This is a genomic window from Paraburkholderia sp. EG286A (assembly GCF_040965375.1).
In the GTDB taxonomy this organism is placed as follows: Bacteria; Pseudomonadota; Gammaproteobacteria; order Burkholderiales; family Burkholderiaceae; genus Paraburkholderia.
The window spans coordinates 73,231-87,068 of sequence record NZ_JBFRCB010000007.1; the positions used below are offsets into that span (position 1 = coordinate 73,231).

Genomic DNA, 13,838 nt, shown 5'->3' on the forward strand with positions numbered 1-13,838 from the left:
GAAACTGCCGGGGCGCCCGACGCCCCGGCAGCGAGTACTTGAAACGTCAGATCAGCTCTTGGCCTTCGGCATCTGCGACACCAGCGAAAGGCCGATGTCCATGCCCTCGACCTGGAAATGCGGGATGATGAAGAGCTTGATGCGGAAGAACCCCGGGTTGTCCTCGATGTCTTCGACCGTGACCTTTGCCTCGCGCAGCGGGTGCGACGCCTGCAGTTCGTCGCCCGGGTCCTTCATCTCGGTCACCAGACCCTTGATCCAGTTGTTCAGCTCCAGCTCGAGCAAGCGTCGATCCTTCGTCGTCCCGATGTTTTCGCGCTGGATGAGCTTCAGGTAGTGCGCAATGCGCGACAGCAGGAAGATGTACGGCAGGCGCGAGTTGATGCGGCTGTTGGCCGTCGCTTCTTTTGTTTCGTAGAGCGCTGGCTTTTGCGCCGAGTTCGCCGAGAAGAAGCAGGCGAAGTCATGGTTCTTGTAGAACGAGAGCGGGATGAAACCCAGGTTCGCGAACTCGAACTCACGCGTTTCCGGAATGAGCACCTCGGTGGGAATTTTCGGCTGGGCGCCGGTCCCGAGGTCATACAGATGGACCGGCAGGTCTTCGACCTTGCCGCCCGCCTGCGGACCACGAATCTGGACACACCAGCCGTTGTTCACGAAGCTGCGCGTCATGTTGGCTGCGAACGCGAAGGAGGCGTTCACCCAGAGATACCGGTTGTGATCCGGGCCCTTCACCGCTTCTTCATAGTTGAAGGCGCGCACCGGCACCGTATCCTTGCCGTACGGCAGGCGGCCCAGCACGCGCGGCATGGTCAAGCCTACGTAGCGGGCGTCATCGGTGTCGCGGAAGCTCTTCCACTTGATGTACTCGGCGCGGTCGAAGTAGTTGCCGATGTCCTGGATGGCAGCGACTTCTTCCATCGTCTTCTTGCCGAAGAACGCCGGGCCCACCGAGCCGATGAACGGCATGTGGGCTGCCGCCGCGACCTTCGAGACGTTGCGCAGCAGGGCGATGTCCTGCGGCGAGTTATCGAACTCAAAGTCGCTGATCATCGCGCTCACTGGCTGGCCGCCAGGCGTGTCGTATTCCTCAATGTACGTGAGGCGATAGAGGCCGCTCTGGATGAGTTCGGACGCGTCCTCGAAATCGCGTTGCAGCGCCTCTTTCGAGACGTCGAGCAGTTCGATGCGTGCATTGCGGCGGAAGTCGGTGCGCGAGACCAGCATCTTCACGCCGCGCCAGCGACCTTCGAGCGCCTGGAATTCGGGCGCGTGCATCACCGCATCAAGCTGGCGACTGATCTGGCGATCGAGTTGCCCGATATGGAAGTCGAGCAGCGACTTGTCGAGGCGATCGACCGGCTGGCTCGACTTCGCGACCAGTTCGAGAAACGCGCCCATGCCGCGCGCGATGCGCTCGTCGGCCGAAGCTTCGGAGAGTGTGTCGCCGTCGCGGAACGCTTCGAGCGGGCGTGCCTCGGCGACGGGTTTGAGATTGATCCTGCTACACAGCGCGGCGTACACGCTGTCTCCCTCGAGCACAACGGTCTCGGTTGCACCCGTGGCGGCTTTGTTCTGGCTCATTGCGGTTCCTGTCTGCGTTTGAAACACAAGCTGATTGCGAAAAGCGGTGAATGCCGCCTTGGCGCGCTCAGGCATGCCCTTCTGGCTGGGTCGCAGCCGTCGCGATCTGCGCCAGTTCGCCGCGCAGTTTGTCGGACAGACGCTTGTCCTTCAGGACCTTCTCGAATTCGCGGCGGAATGTCCCGTTATCCAGCAGATTCGATTTGAGGTCGCGCAGCAGGTTGCGCATGGCGAGCAGCGCCTGGAGTTCGGGAATCTGTCGGGCCACCTGCTCCGGATCGAAGTCCTTCAATGAACGGAACGAGAGGTTCACGGGCAATTCGCCGCCATCTCCAGCCAGCGTATTTTCAACGCCAAACTTCAAATTCGGCGCATAATCGCCGAGCACGGCATCGAAATTGTTTTTATCGATGTTGACCTTCTTTCTGGCGGCGAGCGGTGCATTTTCCGCGCCCGCGCTAAAATTAGCGGCAACAAGCAACTTGAGCGGCAGTTCAACTTTCTTCCGGGCTCCGCCCGTGTGAAGATCCAGGGTAATCGATACGCGGCTTTTTGGGATTTCTCTCTGAAAGCTATCCATAGTATGCCTAATTAATTAATGTTCACGATTGCGCAGAACTGGACGGTCGCGATGCGGTGTCGCGCGCTGCATGCGCGGTCCTTCGCCACATGCATGCTCGCAGGGATCTAGTACCGAAGGCACCCCATGGCGTGGTCTCCATTCGTGCGACCTGTTTGCGACGGCCCATTAAATCTGATTATGTACATGTCGTCAATTGGAATTTCTTTTCGACTTTATCTCTAAATATTCAATTGTTAATTTTTTGAATCAGATTCTTGAATATTTCACGATAACCAAAACAATCAATATCAACATTCGAGATTGACATCCATCATGTTATTTTTCAGAAACAAATATCGAGATACGCGATCAGCATATTATTTTTATGCGAGTTGTTAACGTTTGTCAGAACTCAAATCCAATTCGATACAAACTCCGGTTTACCTTGTATAAAGCCGTTCGACTTCCTCGATTGAAGTCACCGTAATGAAAGAAAAAAAGTACGAACCACAAGAGACCATCGCCTATGCGTATCCATAAACCTCTCTGGCACGACGGCCTGATCCTTTCGCAGCAACACTTCCAGCAGATGGAGCGCGCAACCGAATTCGCCGTACAGCAGTTCGTGGCCGCGGCTTTTGCCGAGCCGTGGGGCACGCTGGGTGTCGTCGTGGATGAAGAAGCGCTCAAGACGGGCCGGCTGAAACTCGAGCAGCTCAAGCTGCGCCTGCCCGACGGTACCCCTTTCGACTCGACAGTCAGCGACGCGATACCCGGAGGACGCGATCTGACGCAGGGTATCCCGGCGGACCGCCAGAGCTTGATCGTTTATGCCGCGCTCGCGCTGCCCGACGCCAATGGCAACAACTGTCGTTTTGACGAAACAGCGCTCGCGCGGCCGCGACGCTCCTATCGCGAGTTCGTGAAGGTCGTGGATCTGAATGGTACAGCCGAGACCGAGATCGCGGTCGAGCGCCATGCGCTGCGCCTGCTCTTTGATTTCGAGCCGCATGCCGATGACACTGTCTGCGCTATTGCGCGCCTCACGCGCGCAGCGAACGGCCAGTTCCAGGTCGATCACCGCTTTGTGCCGCCGTGTCTCACGCTGGACAGTCATCCGCTGCACATGGAGCGACTCAACCGCCTCGCGGACATCCTGCAGGCAAAGAGTCTCGTACTTGGCGCGCGTCGCAGCGAACGCGTCGAGCAGGTTACCGAATACGGCGTTGCCGACGTGCAGCTGTTCTGGCTGCTGCACTGCATCCATACGGCGTGGCCGCAAATACGGCTCTTCCTGTCACATCCCGCGCGGCCACCTGAGCAGCTTTATGTCACGCTCGCCCAACTGGTCAGCGCCCTGACGACATTCTCTACCGCCGTGCAGCTTGCCGACATTCCCGCGTGGGACCACGCCTATGCCGACGATGTGTTCGCAAAGCTGGAATCGATGATCCGGGAACTGCTCGATGCAATCATTCCGTCCCGCGTGATCCCTATTGGTCTCACGCGCAAAACCCCGACGACATGGGCTGGACAGTTCCTTGACGAGCGCATCGTCGATGGTGTGTCCGACTGGTACCTGTCTGTCAACGCGCGCATGACTGCATTCGATCTGGTCGAACAGTTTCCGCGTCTGTGCAAGATCGGCGCACCGGATGATGTCGAACACATCGTCAATTCTGCATTGCCTGGCATTCCGCTCAAGGCGGTCCAACGTGTGCCCGGCGCCATCCCCGTGCGACTGGACAACCAGTATTTTTCGCTGGACTCCAGCGGTCCCGCATACGAGAGGATGCTCGCTGCGAGAGCCTGCCAGATCTATCTGCCGGGGTCGGTCGCTGATGCCTCGCTTGAACTTTACGCGGTGCTGCGCTCATGAAAGTCCTGAACGATCGCCACGACGCGTCCGCGCGACTTGCGTCGGAGCCCGACTTTGGCCGCGCGAGCACACCCGGCATCCGGGACCTGCTGCGTGACACCGGACTGCTCGTCACCTCACTCGGCGACGACGGAACCGTAAAGGATGCGGAGAAGTTCCGCAACGACTGCCGCAAGCTGATCCAGAGGTTCTCGGACGCCCTCACGCAATACGGCTATCCCGAAGACGTCAAGCGCGAAGTCTCGCTCGCGCAGTGCGGCCTGATCGATGAAACGGCGCTGCGGAATCTCCCTGAAGGCAGCCGGGCAGCGTGGGCACTCAACCCGTTTCAGGTCGAGCGGTTCAAGGTGCACGACGCAGGCGAGTTCGTCATTGACCGGATCGAGGCGCGCCTGCGAGAAGCGGCACCGCATGCAGACCTGCTCGAAGGTTACGCCGCGATGCTCGGCATGGGCTTTAGGGGGCGCTATGCGCTCGAGGGGGAAAGCAAGCTCGTCGAACTCATGGGCGCGCTCAACGCACGCCTGAAGACACTTCGACCGCATGAGGCGCAGTCGTTTATCTCGGATCGAGCGGGACGCCCGCTTTTCGACTGGTTCCATCGGCTTTCGCCATGGGTTATAGCCGCGGTCGTCTGCATGGTTGCGGCAATCATCTGGAGTACGTGGGCCGTCGCACTCAACGGGCAGGTCACACACATTCCGCCGGTAAAGGTTGTGCAGCCGTGAAGTCAGACCTGCCCCTGCTGACTTCGGCCCCCAACGATGCGCAGCTTCGCGGCCACGAAGGACTCGACTACCCGTTCCGGCTGCAGGTTCTTGTTGGGACCGCTCTGGCGCTCATCCTGGTCTGGTGCGTGGCGCGAGTCGGCCCGGTGCTTGCGTGGCTGTTCTCCGGCGTGGTCGTGTTTGTCGCCATGCTGCTCGCGGTCCTGTATACCCGGCGAATCGCCATCGCGCGCAGCCAGGGCGCGCAGGTTCTTTCCGCACTTGGGCAAGCAACGGCCGGCATACCCGTCGACCTCCGTACCCGAATGCCACTCGTGCTGGTGACGGGCGATGATCTGCCCGCACTGTTCAACAGGAATGAAGGCGAGCGTTTCACCTACGTCGGGGAAGGCGCAATCTGGTTACGCGTGGACAGCCCCAAAGATCTGGCGCGTCTGGCCATCGCCGTGAAGCAGTGGCGTGACGGGCGCGCCCCCGATGGCGTCGTGGTCTCGGTTGTGCCGGCAAGATATACGGATGTCGATCTTCTAACCCAGTCATTGCGCGCGGCACGTCAGGCACTCGCCGACGCCGCGCGCTTGCTCGGCGCGCGCGTTCTTCCCGGCTATGTCGCGGTGTATCAGCGACTGACGACCGAAGCCGCGGGGCTTGCCGGGCCGCAATGGCACGGTGTTTCGTCGGCCTCCCGAATGATTGACGCGCAGCGATTCGAGACCGTGATACGGGCCGCAGAAGACGAGATCATGGGCGCACCAAACCGCAATGTGGCGGCCACGCGGGCCGCGGCACTTGCGTCGCTCATCGGCTGGACACAGCGCGTCGTGCTGCACGCGCTTACAGACCCGCGGCAGCCGGCTATGCCCCTGGCGCTGTTCGGTGCCGGCTGGATCGACTGCGGCCCCGCGGGCCGTGCAGGCAGCCCATGGAGCGTGGATGTGGAAATGCAGACGAGCGTGGTGCGCAACACGGCGCCGGCGTCACCTGCGCCATGGCCGCTACCGCAGCCGCTGATCGAGGCCCTGCCCGTGCGGCACTGGAGATCGCCCCGGCTCGTGGCGCTGATCCATGCCCTTGCGATGTTCGCGTGCGCGGCCGGCGTTGCGTTTTACTGTGCCGGAAAAAACAATCAAACGCTGCTCTCGCGTATTCAAGCCGATCTTGGGCGTTACTCGATGATTCCGGCCGACCACGACGTGGCACGGCGCGAAGCGCTTAAGACTCTCGTGAATGATCGCGACGAACTCGACCGCTACGCACGAACGGGGGTCCCGCTCGATCTGTCGTTCGGACTGTACCGCGGCGCGAAACTAATCCCGGCGCTCAACAACGCGATTGCCTCCTATCAGCCGCCCCCGCCGCCGCCAACGGTTATTACGCTTGACAGCATGTCGCTGTTCGACAGCGGCAAGGCCCAACTCAGAGACGGCTCGACACGGTTCATGGTCAACGCGCTCGAGCTGATCAAGGCGCATCCGGACAAGCGGATTCTCGTGGCGGGCCACACCGACAACATCGGCAAGCCCGATAGCAATCTGCTGCTTTCAACCGCGCGCGCCCAGTCCGTGCGCGACTGGCTGGTTGATGCCTCCGGCATCCCGGCGACGCAATTCGCGATCCAGGGCTACGGTGACACCCGGCCACTTGCGGAGAACGACACGGACGCCGGGCGTGCGAAAAATCGACGTGTAGAAATCACCCTCGTACCTGACGCGGTGCAGACCGCGCCGGCGGCTGCCGCCACGCAAACGGTAGCGCCCGGAGCGGGGCCCAGGTAGGGAGCGTTTGCCCCCGAAGCCCAGGCTTCGGGTTTCGCGGGCCCGGTCACTGTTTCCGGGCAATTCGTAGTACGAAAAAATGGAGTTAAGCAATGGCAATCCCGTCATACATGTGGCTCAAGGACGATGGTGGCGCTGACATCAAGGGGTCGGTGACTGTTCAGGGGCGCGAGGGCAGCATCGAGATCACGCAGTTCAACCACGACCTGCACATTCCGACCGATGGCAACACCGGCAAGCTGACCGGCACGCGCGTGCACGCGCCGATCACGCTCGTGAAGGAAACCGACGCGTCGACGCCGTATCTCTACAAGGCGGTAACGAGCGGCCAGACGCTCAAGTCGGCCGAGATCAAGTGGTACAAGATCGACGACGCCGGCAAGGAGAAGGAATACTTCAACACGAAGCTCGAGAACGTGAAGGTCGTGGCGGTCCGGCCGAAGATGCTCGACATCAAGATCCCCGACTACGAAAAGCACAACCACCTCGAGGAAGTCGAGCTGCGTTACGAGACCATCACGTGGTCCTACAAGGACGGCAACATCATCCACAAGGACACCTGGAACGAGCGCTCCTGAACCTTGCTTCCCGACGCTGGTCCGGCGGTCGTCACGGCATGACGGCCCCCATTTCGCCAGTCCGCGCACGCGGACTGGTGCTTTTTGCTGCATCGGACGGCCACTTCCAGAGGCCGCCCCCTTGCCCTCTGCGCCCGCACAGGCAGCCACGACATGACCCTGTACAACGATCGAAGCACACATTCCCGGGATATCAGCCAGCTTCTGCGCAGGCTCAATCCGCATTGCACGGCGGCGCTCGAGGCAGCAGCAAGTCTGTGCCAGACACGGCTTGCTGATGAAATCACGGTCGAGCACTGGCTACTCAAACTGCTCGAAGCCGGCGACGGCGATGTTGCCGCTATCCTTGACCACTACGATCTGGACGTAGACCCCCTATGGAACGCGTTGCTCGGCGCCATCGAGCACACCCCGCGCAACCTGCGCGGCCGGCCGGGCCTCTCTCCGCAACTGGCCGCCGTCCTGCAGGACGCCTGGTCCCATGCGCTCAACGCCCGCGATGCACATGAAACGACGATCCGCTCGGGACATGTTCTGCAAGCCATCGTCGAGGCGCCGCACGTGCTGCGCACACGCTCCACCTGGCCGCTGCTATCCGTAAGCAGCGCGCAGATCCAGCGTTTGTTGCCTCGTCTGGGATCGCGCACGAGCGAAAACCCGCCCGAACAGCCGGAACCGCAAACGACCGCTGTCACCACGGCGCCAGCGGCCGGTAGCGCGAATCTCGCGGAGCCGACAAACGCAACGCCGGCGATCGTACGCAGCGTCGACGGTGACGCCCTCGCCCGCTTTGCGATCGACATCACCGGCAAGGCGCGCGACGGCCAGATCGATCCGGTCTTTGGCCGCGATCGCGAGATCCAGCAGATGGTCGACGTGCTCGCGCGCCGGCGGAAGAACAATCCCATCCTCGTCGGTGAGCCGGGTGTGGGAAAAACAGCGCTCGTCGAGGGCCTCGCGCTTCGTGTGGCCGAAGGCACGGTGCCCAATGTGATCCGCGACGTGCGTATCCTCACGCTCGACCTTGGCCTGCTCCAGGCGGGTGCCGGCGTGAAAGGCGAATTCGAGCAACGTCTGAAGAATGTGATCGACGAGGTGCAGGCATCGAGCGTGCCGATCCTGCTCTTCATCGACGAGGCGCATACGCTCATCGGCGCCGGCAATGCCGCCGGCGGCGCCGATGCGGCCAACCTGCTCAAACCCGCGCTCGCGCGCGGCGAGTTGCGCACGATCGCGGCAACCACCTGGTCGGAATACAAGGAATACTTCGAGCGCGACGCCGCGCTCGAGCGGCGCTTCCAGATGATCAAGGTGGAGGAGCCCGATGACGACGCAGCGTGCCTGATGCTGCGCGGGCTCAAGAGTCGTTATGCGCAGTACCACAACGTGCACATTCGCGATGACGCGCTCGTGGCCGCAGTCAAGCTGTCGCGCCGTTACATCCCGGCGCGCCAGTTGCCGGACAAGGCGGTCGACCTGATCGACACGGCTGCGGCACGCGTACGGATGGGGCTCGAATCGCCCCCAGCCGACCTGGAGCGCGCACGCGCGGCCGTCTCAGCGCTGGAGCTGGAACGCTCGACGGTGGAAGACGACGCTCGGGCGGGCATCGCGGAGATGAAGACGCGTCAGGCGGAACTTCGCGCGGCACTCGTCGAGGCGCAGGCCGCGCTTGAGACGTTGCAGCAGCGCTATGACCAGGAACTTGCGTCCGTGCGTGCACTGCATGAACAACGAGCGTCTGCATCGGGTGGCGAGCCCGGCTCCCTCGCGCAGGCACAGCAAGCGCTCCAGCGCATCCAGGGCAAGGCACCCCTGATTCACGCAGACGTGGACGCCCAGGCAGTTGCGCGCGTGGTCGCCGAATGGACCGGCGTGCCCGTTGGGAGTCTCGTCGAGGACGAACTGCAGAGCCTTCTCACGCTCGAGGCGCAGCTCGCGAAACGGGTCGTCGCCCAGGACGACGCACTTGTCGCGCTTGCGGAAAGCCTGCGCACCGCCAAGGTCGGATTAAAGAACGAGCATGCACCGCTCGGCGTGTTTTTGCTCGCGGGTCCCTCCGGTGTGGGCAAGACCGAGACCGCACTCGCATTGGCCAATCTGCTGTTCGGCGGCGCGGCGGCGCTCACCACGATCAACATGTCGGAGTATCAGGAAGCCCACACGGTTTCGCAGCTCAAGGGCTCGCCGCCGGGTTATGTCGGTTATGGCCGCGGCGGTGTGCTCACGGAGGCCGTGCGACAACGCCCGTACAGCGTCGTGCTGCTCGACGAAGTCGAAAAGGCCCATCGCGACGTGCTGGACCTGTTCTACCAGGTGTTCGATCGAGGAGCGATGCGCGACGGAGAGGGACGTGAAATTGATTTTCGTAACTGCGTGATCCTGATGACCTCCAACCTCGGCAGTGCGCAGATCGACGAGTTCACTGCCGACCATCCGGACAGCGCGCAACCCGAACTACTCGAGGCCATCCGGCCACAGCTCGTTGCCCACTTCCAGCCGGCGCTGCTCGCGCGTTTCCAGACGCTGGTGTACAAGCCGCTCGACGCCATCGCACTCGGCGCCATCGTGCGCATGAAGCTCGACAAGGTGGCCGAGCGCCTGAAATGTCAGCACGGTGTCGAACTGGATTGCGGCGACTCCCTGATTTCGGCGATCGCCGAGCTTTGCCTTGCCCGTGATTCTGGCGCACGCAACGTCGATGCCTTCCTCAACCAGCACGTACTCCCGGCGGTGTCGCGTGAGCTGCTCACGCGCATGGCGAGCGGCACATCCCCGGCGCAGATCGTCCTGTCGAGCTCGGCTGAAGGCGGCCTCGCGATTGATTTCGTGGATCAGGTTGAGCCGGTCGCAGCCACGACCGAAACCACGTCCGGCTAACGGAGACCTCACCATGCCGACAGGCCCGTCCCTCTACGACATGCTGCTTGGCCACATCAATGGCGAGGCACTCGGAAACCACGATGACAACACGCTCGAAATCCTGAGCATCCAGGCAAACATCGGGCGAATCCTGAATACTCGGGCGGGTGCGCTCAAGCATGTGCCCGACTTTGGATTGCCGGACCTGACCGACGTCTACAAGAACCTGCCGGCGTCAGTCCACGATTTGCGCAACCAGATGGAGAACACGCTGCTCAAGTTCGAGCCGCGTCTGCGTTCGATCGACATCGAGATCAGCGACAAGCCCGATCCCGGGCTCCTCGTGAGCTTCACGATGGTCTGCCATCTGAGGAAAGCCGGGCTGGTTCGGTTCGGAACCTACTTCGAGCCACCCGGGCGCATGCGTGTCGAGCGGCTCGTCATTCGCGAGCCTGAGTGCTAGTTCGTTTTCGATCATCGTAAAGTCCTTCAACGATCACTTTATTTTGCAGTCCAACGCAACCCAGGTTATACATCGCCAGCTGATCCGGGCGCACGAACGATAAACACCCTGCAACGCGCTATCATGCGTCCTCGCCGTCCGCCCTTCACCTGATCATGAATATCCGGTTTCTCGAAACATTCATCTGGCTAGCGCGCCTGCAGAACTTCCGCCTCACCGCGGAAAAGCTCCACACCACGCAGGCGGCCGTGTCGAGCCGCATCGCTTCGCTGGAGGAGAACTTCGACGTGCGCCTCTTCGACCGCAATTCGCGCTCAGCTACGCTCACGCCCGCGGGCCGCAAGATGCTCGCGTACGCCGAACGCATCGTGAATCTCGGCGAGGAGATGCGCCGGGAAGTAGAAGACACAAGCGGAGGTGGAGGCCTCATTCGCATCGGCGTGGTCGAGTCGATCGTGCATAGCTGGTTTCCTGCGCTGATGGCGCGCGTGCGCGAGCGCTTTCCGCATCTGGAGATCGAGGTCACGAGCGACACCACGATCCACCTCACGCAATTGCTGCGAGCCGACGCCGTCGATCTGATCCTGCAAACGCACGCGCTAGGCGACCGCGAGTTCGCCGACCTGTCGCTGTGCGAATTTCCCATGCGCTGGGTGGCGAGCCCCACGCTCGGGCTCTCGGGCCAAAGCGTCGATCTTGCGCGGCTCGCCGAATTTCCCATCGTCAGCTTCTCGAGGAACTCTGGGCCGCATATCGCCCTCGAACGCGAATTTGCGCGCGCGGTGGAACGCCCAGTGCGTATCAACTGCATCAGTTCGGTGGCAGCCATGATCCGGCTCGTGGCCGATGGCTTCGGCGTTAGCGTGCTGCCGCCCGCCATCATCCAGCGCGAATTGCGCGAGGGGACGCTCGAAGTGCTTGACGTGGAAAGTGGCTTCGTGCCGCTGCCGCTCGTTGCGAGCTATCGCCTGCAGATTCATCCGTTGCCCGCGCGCATCGCCGAACTGGCCGCGGAGCAGGCTCAAGCGTTTGTGCTCACTTTAGGGTCGGAACTCGGCGGCGGGGAGCCAGCCAGATCCGCCAGCATCGCGCGCCGCCCGAAAACCCCAGCCCGCGCCGCAGGCGCTGCAAAGTCCGCCACAAAAACCGCTGCAGAGTCCACGAAACCCTCGCGCCAGCGCGCGGCAAACCCGTCACGCGCCCCCAGCGCCAAAAACGGGCGATAAGAAAACCTGTTCACAGCGTATTTTTTTTCTTGTTGGACCGAAGCGGCCCGCGCTCGCCACACTGCGTCTATCCGATTCAACGTATGCGCAGGAAGACCCGATGAGCACGACACCGAACGCCCAGCCCGGCCAGCTTTGCATCTGGACCGATACCGACCCGCAGGCCGAAGCCGACTTCAACACGTGGTACGACCGCGAGCACATGCAGGAGCGCGTGGGCATTCGCGGCTTTCGCCATGCGCGGCGCTTTCTCGCCAACGACGGTCACGCGCGCCGCTATCTCGCGCTCTACGTGACGGAATCGCTCGATGTGTTTCGCAGCGACGCCTACCGGCAGGCCTTCACGGTGCAGACCGACTGGTCGCTGCGCAACTTCGCGCGCATGAGCGACACGCAGCGCCGCGTGGGCGAGCTTGCGTTCGAGGCCGGTGCAGGCGAAGGCGCTCACGTCGCGATCTTCGTGGCCGCACCGCAGACGCTCGCCGCCGCCAACTGGCGCGATGCGGCCGTTACCGCCACGCACGAGCCCGGCGTCCATGCGGTGCGCGTATTCCGCACCGAAGGCACGCTCTCCTCGCCGCTTGCAACCGGCGACGATACGAGCACGGCGCGCGCCGTACAGGAAGATGCGGTCGTGTTCGTGGAAGGCAGTTCGAACGCTGCGGCGCGCGCCGCCGCCGAACAGCTCGCGCAAGCCGCGGGCGTTGCGCGCGACACGGTGCGCAGCTTCGACATGCTCTGGCGCCTCGCGGCGTGACGCAACAGAGGCCCCAGGCGCTTCACACAACGCTACACGCAACACACGGCCCGTCCAACGACTATGGAGACCCCGATGAACTCTCTCGCCCAGGCCTCGACGATCGGCAGCACCCGTGCCGGACGCGGCCGTCTTGCGAGCGCCAGCATGATCGGCACGTCGCTCGAATGGTATGACTTCACCGTCTACAACACGCTCGCCGCGCTGGTCTTCAATCACCTGTTCTTCCCTTCGGTCGATCCGCTTGCAGGCACGCTGCTCGCGTTCTCGACCTATGCCGTGGGCTACGTGTCACGGCCGCTCGGCGGCTTCATCTTCGGCAATCTCGGCGACCGGCTCGGGCGCCGCGCCGTGCTCATGATCACCCTCGTGCTCATGGGCATCACCACGGCGTTGATGGGCGTGCTGCCCACCTATGCCACGGCCGGCATTCTGAGCCCGATGCTGCTCGTCGCGCTGCGCTTCGTGCAGGGCATCGCGCTCGGCGGCGAATGGGCGGGCGCGGTGCTGCTCGCCGTGGAGCACGGCGACCAGAAGAAGCGCGGCCTGAACGCTTCGTGGGCGCAAGTCGGGCCCTCGTTCGGCACGCTGCTCGGCACGGGCTTCATCGCCGTCATCACGATCTCCGTGTCGTCCGATGCGTTCCTCTCGTGGGGCTGGCGCGTTCCGTTCCTCGCGAGCCTGCTGCTCGTGGCCTTCGGTATCTGGGTGCGCAGCAGCGTCGGTGAAACGCCGCAATTCGAGAAGCTCAACGAAGCGCACGCCACGGCAGAGGTGCCCGTACTCGAAGTGTTCTCGCAGCACTGGCGTCGCCTCATCGTGGCAGGCGGCGCGCGCATCGGCTCCGACGTGCTCTACGCACTGCTCGTCGTGTTCACGCTCACCTATGTGACCACAGTACTCAATCTCTCGCGTCCGCTCGCGCTCACCGCCGTGCTCGCGGGCACTGCCTGCAACGCCCTTGCGGTGCCGTTCTTCGGCGCGCTCTCCGACCGTTTCGGGCGGCGGCCCGTGTACCTCGGCGGCGTGATCGCGGGAATCGTCTGGGCGTTCGGCTTCTTCATGCTGATGAACACCTCACAACCCGCGCTGATTGTGCTCGCCGTCATGATCGGCCTCGTCATTCACGCGGTGATGTACGGTCCGCAGGCCGCCTTCGTCACCGAGCAGTTCCCGACGCGCGTGCGCTATGCCGGCTCTTCGCTCGCCTATACGCTCGCCGGGATCCTCGGCGGCGGCTTCGCACCGCTCATCATCGTTGCGCTGTTCCGCAGCTGGCACAGCACCGCAGCCGTCTCGCTCTACGTGAGCGGCGCACTCATCGTCACCGGCATCGCCCTGATCGCCGCACGCGAAACAGCGCATCGCCCGCTGCAGGACTGACCTCCGGCTTTCCTCCCGGCGCACCAGGAAGTGCGCCGGGT

11 protein-coding genes are annotated in these 13,838 nt (G+C 62.8%); 9 read left to right on the top strand and 2 right to left on the bottom strand.

Going from position 1 to position 13,838, the window contains the following annotated elements; translation table 11 throughout:
- Positions 1-51 precede the first annotated feature (51 nt).
- A complete protein-coding gene (tssC, locus tag AB4Y35_RS30240; RefSeq protein ID WP_368707285.1) occupies positions 52-1,584 on the bottom strand; it encodes a type VI secretion system contractile sheath large subunit in 1,533 nt (510 codons plus the stop codon).
- A gap of 67 nt (positions 1,585-1,651) precedes the next feature.
- Positions 1,652-2,164, bottom strand: a complete 513-nt coding sequence (gene tssB / locus AB4Y35_RS30245) for a type VI secretion system contractile sheath small subunit (RefSeq protein WP_368707286.1) — start codon at positions 2,162-2,164, stop codon at positions 1,652-1,654.
- A 508-nt stretch (positions 2,165-2,672) separates the two neighbouring features.
- On the opposite strand from tssB, the gene tssK reads away from it, so the two are divergent.
- From tssK to AB4Y35_RS30290, 9 genes are all read left to right on the top strand, one after another.
- Positions 2,673-4,025 carry a type VI secretion system baseplate subunit TssK gene (gene tssK / locus AB4Y35_RS30250; RefSeq protein WP_368707287.1) on the top strand — a complete coding sequence of 451 codons (1,353 nt, stop codon included), beginning with the start codon at positions 2,673-2,675 and terminating at the stop codon, positions 4,023-4,025.
- The gene (locus AB4Y35_RS30255) at positions 4,022-4,753 is read left to right on the top strand and encodes a DotU family type IV/VI secretion system protein (protein WP_368707288.1); all 732 of its coding nucleotides are present in this window, start codon (positions 4,022-4,024) and stop codon (positions 4,751-4,753) included. The genes tssK and AB4Y35_RS30255 overlap by 4 nt, the downstream gene beginning before the upstream one ends.
- Positions 4,750-6,528: an OmpA family protein gene (locus AB4Y35_RS30260; protein ID WP_368707289.1), complete on the top strand. Its 1,779-nt coding sequence runs from the start codon at positions 4,750-4,752 to the stop codon at positions 6,526-6,528. The genes AB4Y35_RS30255 and AB4Y35_RS30260 overlap by 4 nt, the downstream gene beginning before the upstream one ends.
- Positions 6,529-6,620: 92 nt before the next feature.
- Positions 6,621-7,106, top strand: coding sequence for an Hcp family type VI secretion system effector (locus AB4Y35_RS30265; RefSeq protein WP_266229202.1), 486 nt, complete (start codon positions 6,621-6,623; stop codon positions 7,104-7,106).
- A gap of 153 nt (positions 7,107-7,259) precedes the next feature.
- Positions 7,260-9,986 carry a type VI secretion system ATPase TssH gene (tssH, locus tag AB4Y35_RS30270; protein WP_368707290.1) on the top strand — a complete coding sequence of 909 codons (2,727 nt, stop codon included), beginning with the start codon at positions 7,260-7,262 and terminating at the stop codon, positions 9,984-9,986.
- Positions 9,987-9,999: 13 nt separating this feature from the next.
- Positions 10,000-10,431 (top strand): type VI secretion system baseplate subunit TssE, encoded by a 432-nt coding sequence (gene tssE, locus AB4Y35_RS30275; protein ID WP_368707291.1) that lies wholly within the window; start codon positions 10,000-10,002, stop codon positions 10,429-10,431.
- 155 nt (positions 10,432-10,586) lie between these two features.
- On the top strand, positions 10,587-11,657 hold the full coding sequence (locus AB4Y35_RS30280) for a LysR family transcriptional regulator (protein ID WP_368707292.1): 1,071 nt from the start codon (positions 10,587-10,589) through the stop codon (positions 11,655-11,657).
- Positions 11,658-11,757: 100 nt separating this feature from the next.
- On the top strand, positions 11,758-12,414 hold the full coding sequence (locus AB4Y35_RS30285; RefSeq protein WP_368707293.1) for a hypothetical protein: 657 nt from the start codon (positions 11,758-11,760) through the stop codon (positions 12,412-12,414).
- Between the two features lie 63 nt (positions 12,415-12,477).
- Positions 12,478-13,797 carry an MFS transporter gene (locus AB4Y35_RS30290; protein WP_368707294.1) on the top strand — a complete coding sequence of 440 codons (1,320 nt, stop codon included), beginning with the start codon at positions 12,478-12,480 and terminating at the stop codon, positions 13,795-13,797.
- The last annotated feature ends 41 nt before the right edge of the window (positions 13,798-13,838 follow it).

Excerpts from the sequence above, each read along its gene's own strand:
- AB4Y35_RS30285 (WP_368707293.1), top strand. The coding sequence starts at position 11,758 with ATGAGCACGACACCGAACGCCCAGCCCGGCCAGCTTTGCATCTGGACC.
- AB4Y35_RS30255 (WP_368707288.1), top strand. The coding sequence starts at position 4,022 with ATGAAAGTCCTGAACGATCGCCACGACGCGTCCGCGCGACTTGCGTCG.
- AB4Y35_RS30265 (WP_266229202.1), top strand. The coding sequence starts at position 6,621 with ATGGCAATCCCGTCATACATGTGGCTCAAGGACGATGGTGGCGCTGAC.
- tssE (WP_368707291.1), top strand. The coding sequence starts at position 10,000 with ATGCCGACAGGCCCGTCCCTCTACGACATGCTGCTTGGCCACATCAAT.
- tssK (WP_368707287.1), top strand. The coding sequence starts at position 2,673 with ATGCGTATCCATAAACCTCTCTGGCACGACGGCCTGATCCTTTCGCAG.
- tssB (WP_368707286.1), bottom strand. The coding sequence starts at position 2,164 with ATGGATAGCTTTCAGAGAGAAATCCCAAAAAGCCGCGTATCGATTACC.
- tssC (WP_368707285.1), bottom strand. The coding sequence starts at position 1,584 with ATGAGCCAGAACAAAGCCGCCACGGGTGCAACCGAGACCGTTGTGCTC.
- AB4Y35_RS30290 (WP_368707294.1), top strand. The coding sequence starts at position 12,478 with ATGGAGACCCCGATGAACTCTCTCGCCCAGGCCTCGACGATCGGCAGC.
- tssH (WP_368707290.1), top strand. The coding sequence starts at position 7,260 with ATGACCCTGTACAACGATCGAAGCACACATTCCCGGGATATCAGCCAG.
- AB4Y35_RS30280 (WP_368707292.1), top strand. The coding sequence starts at position 10,587 with ATGAATATCCGGTTTCTCGAAACATTCATCTGGCTAGCGCGCCTGCAG.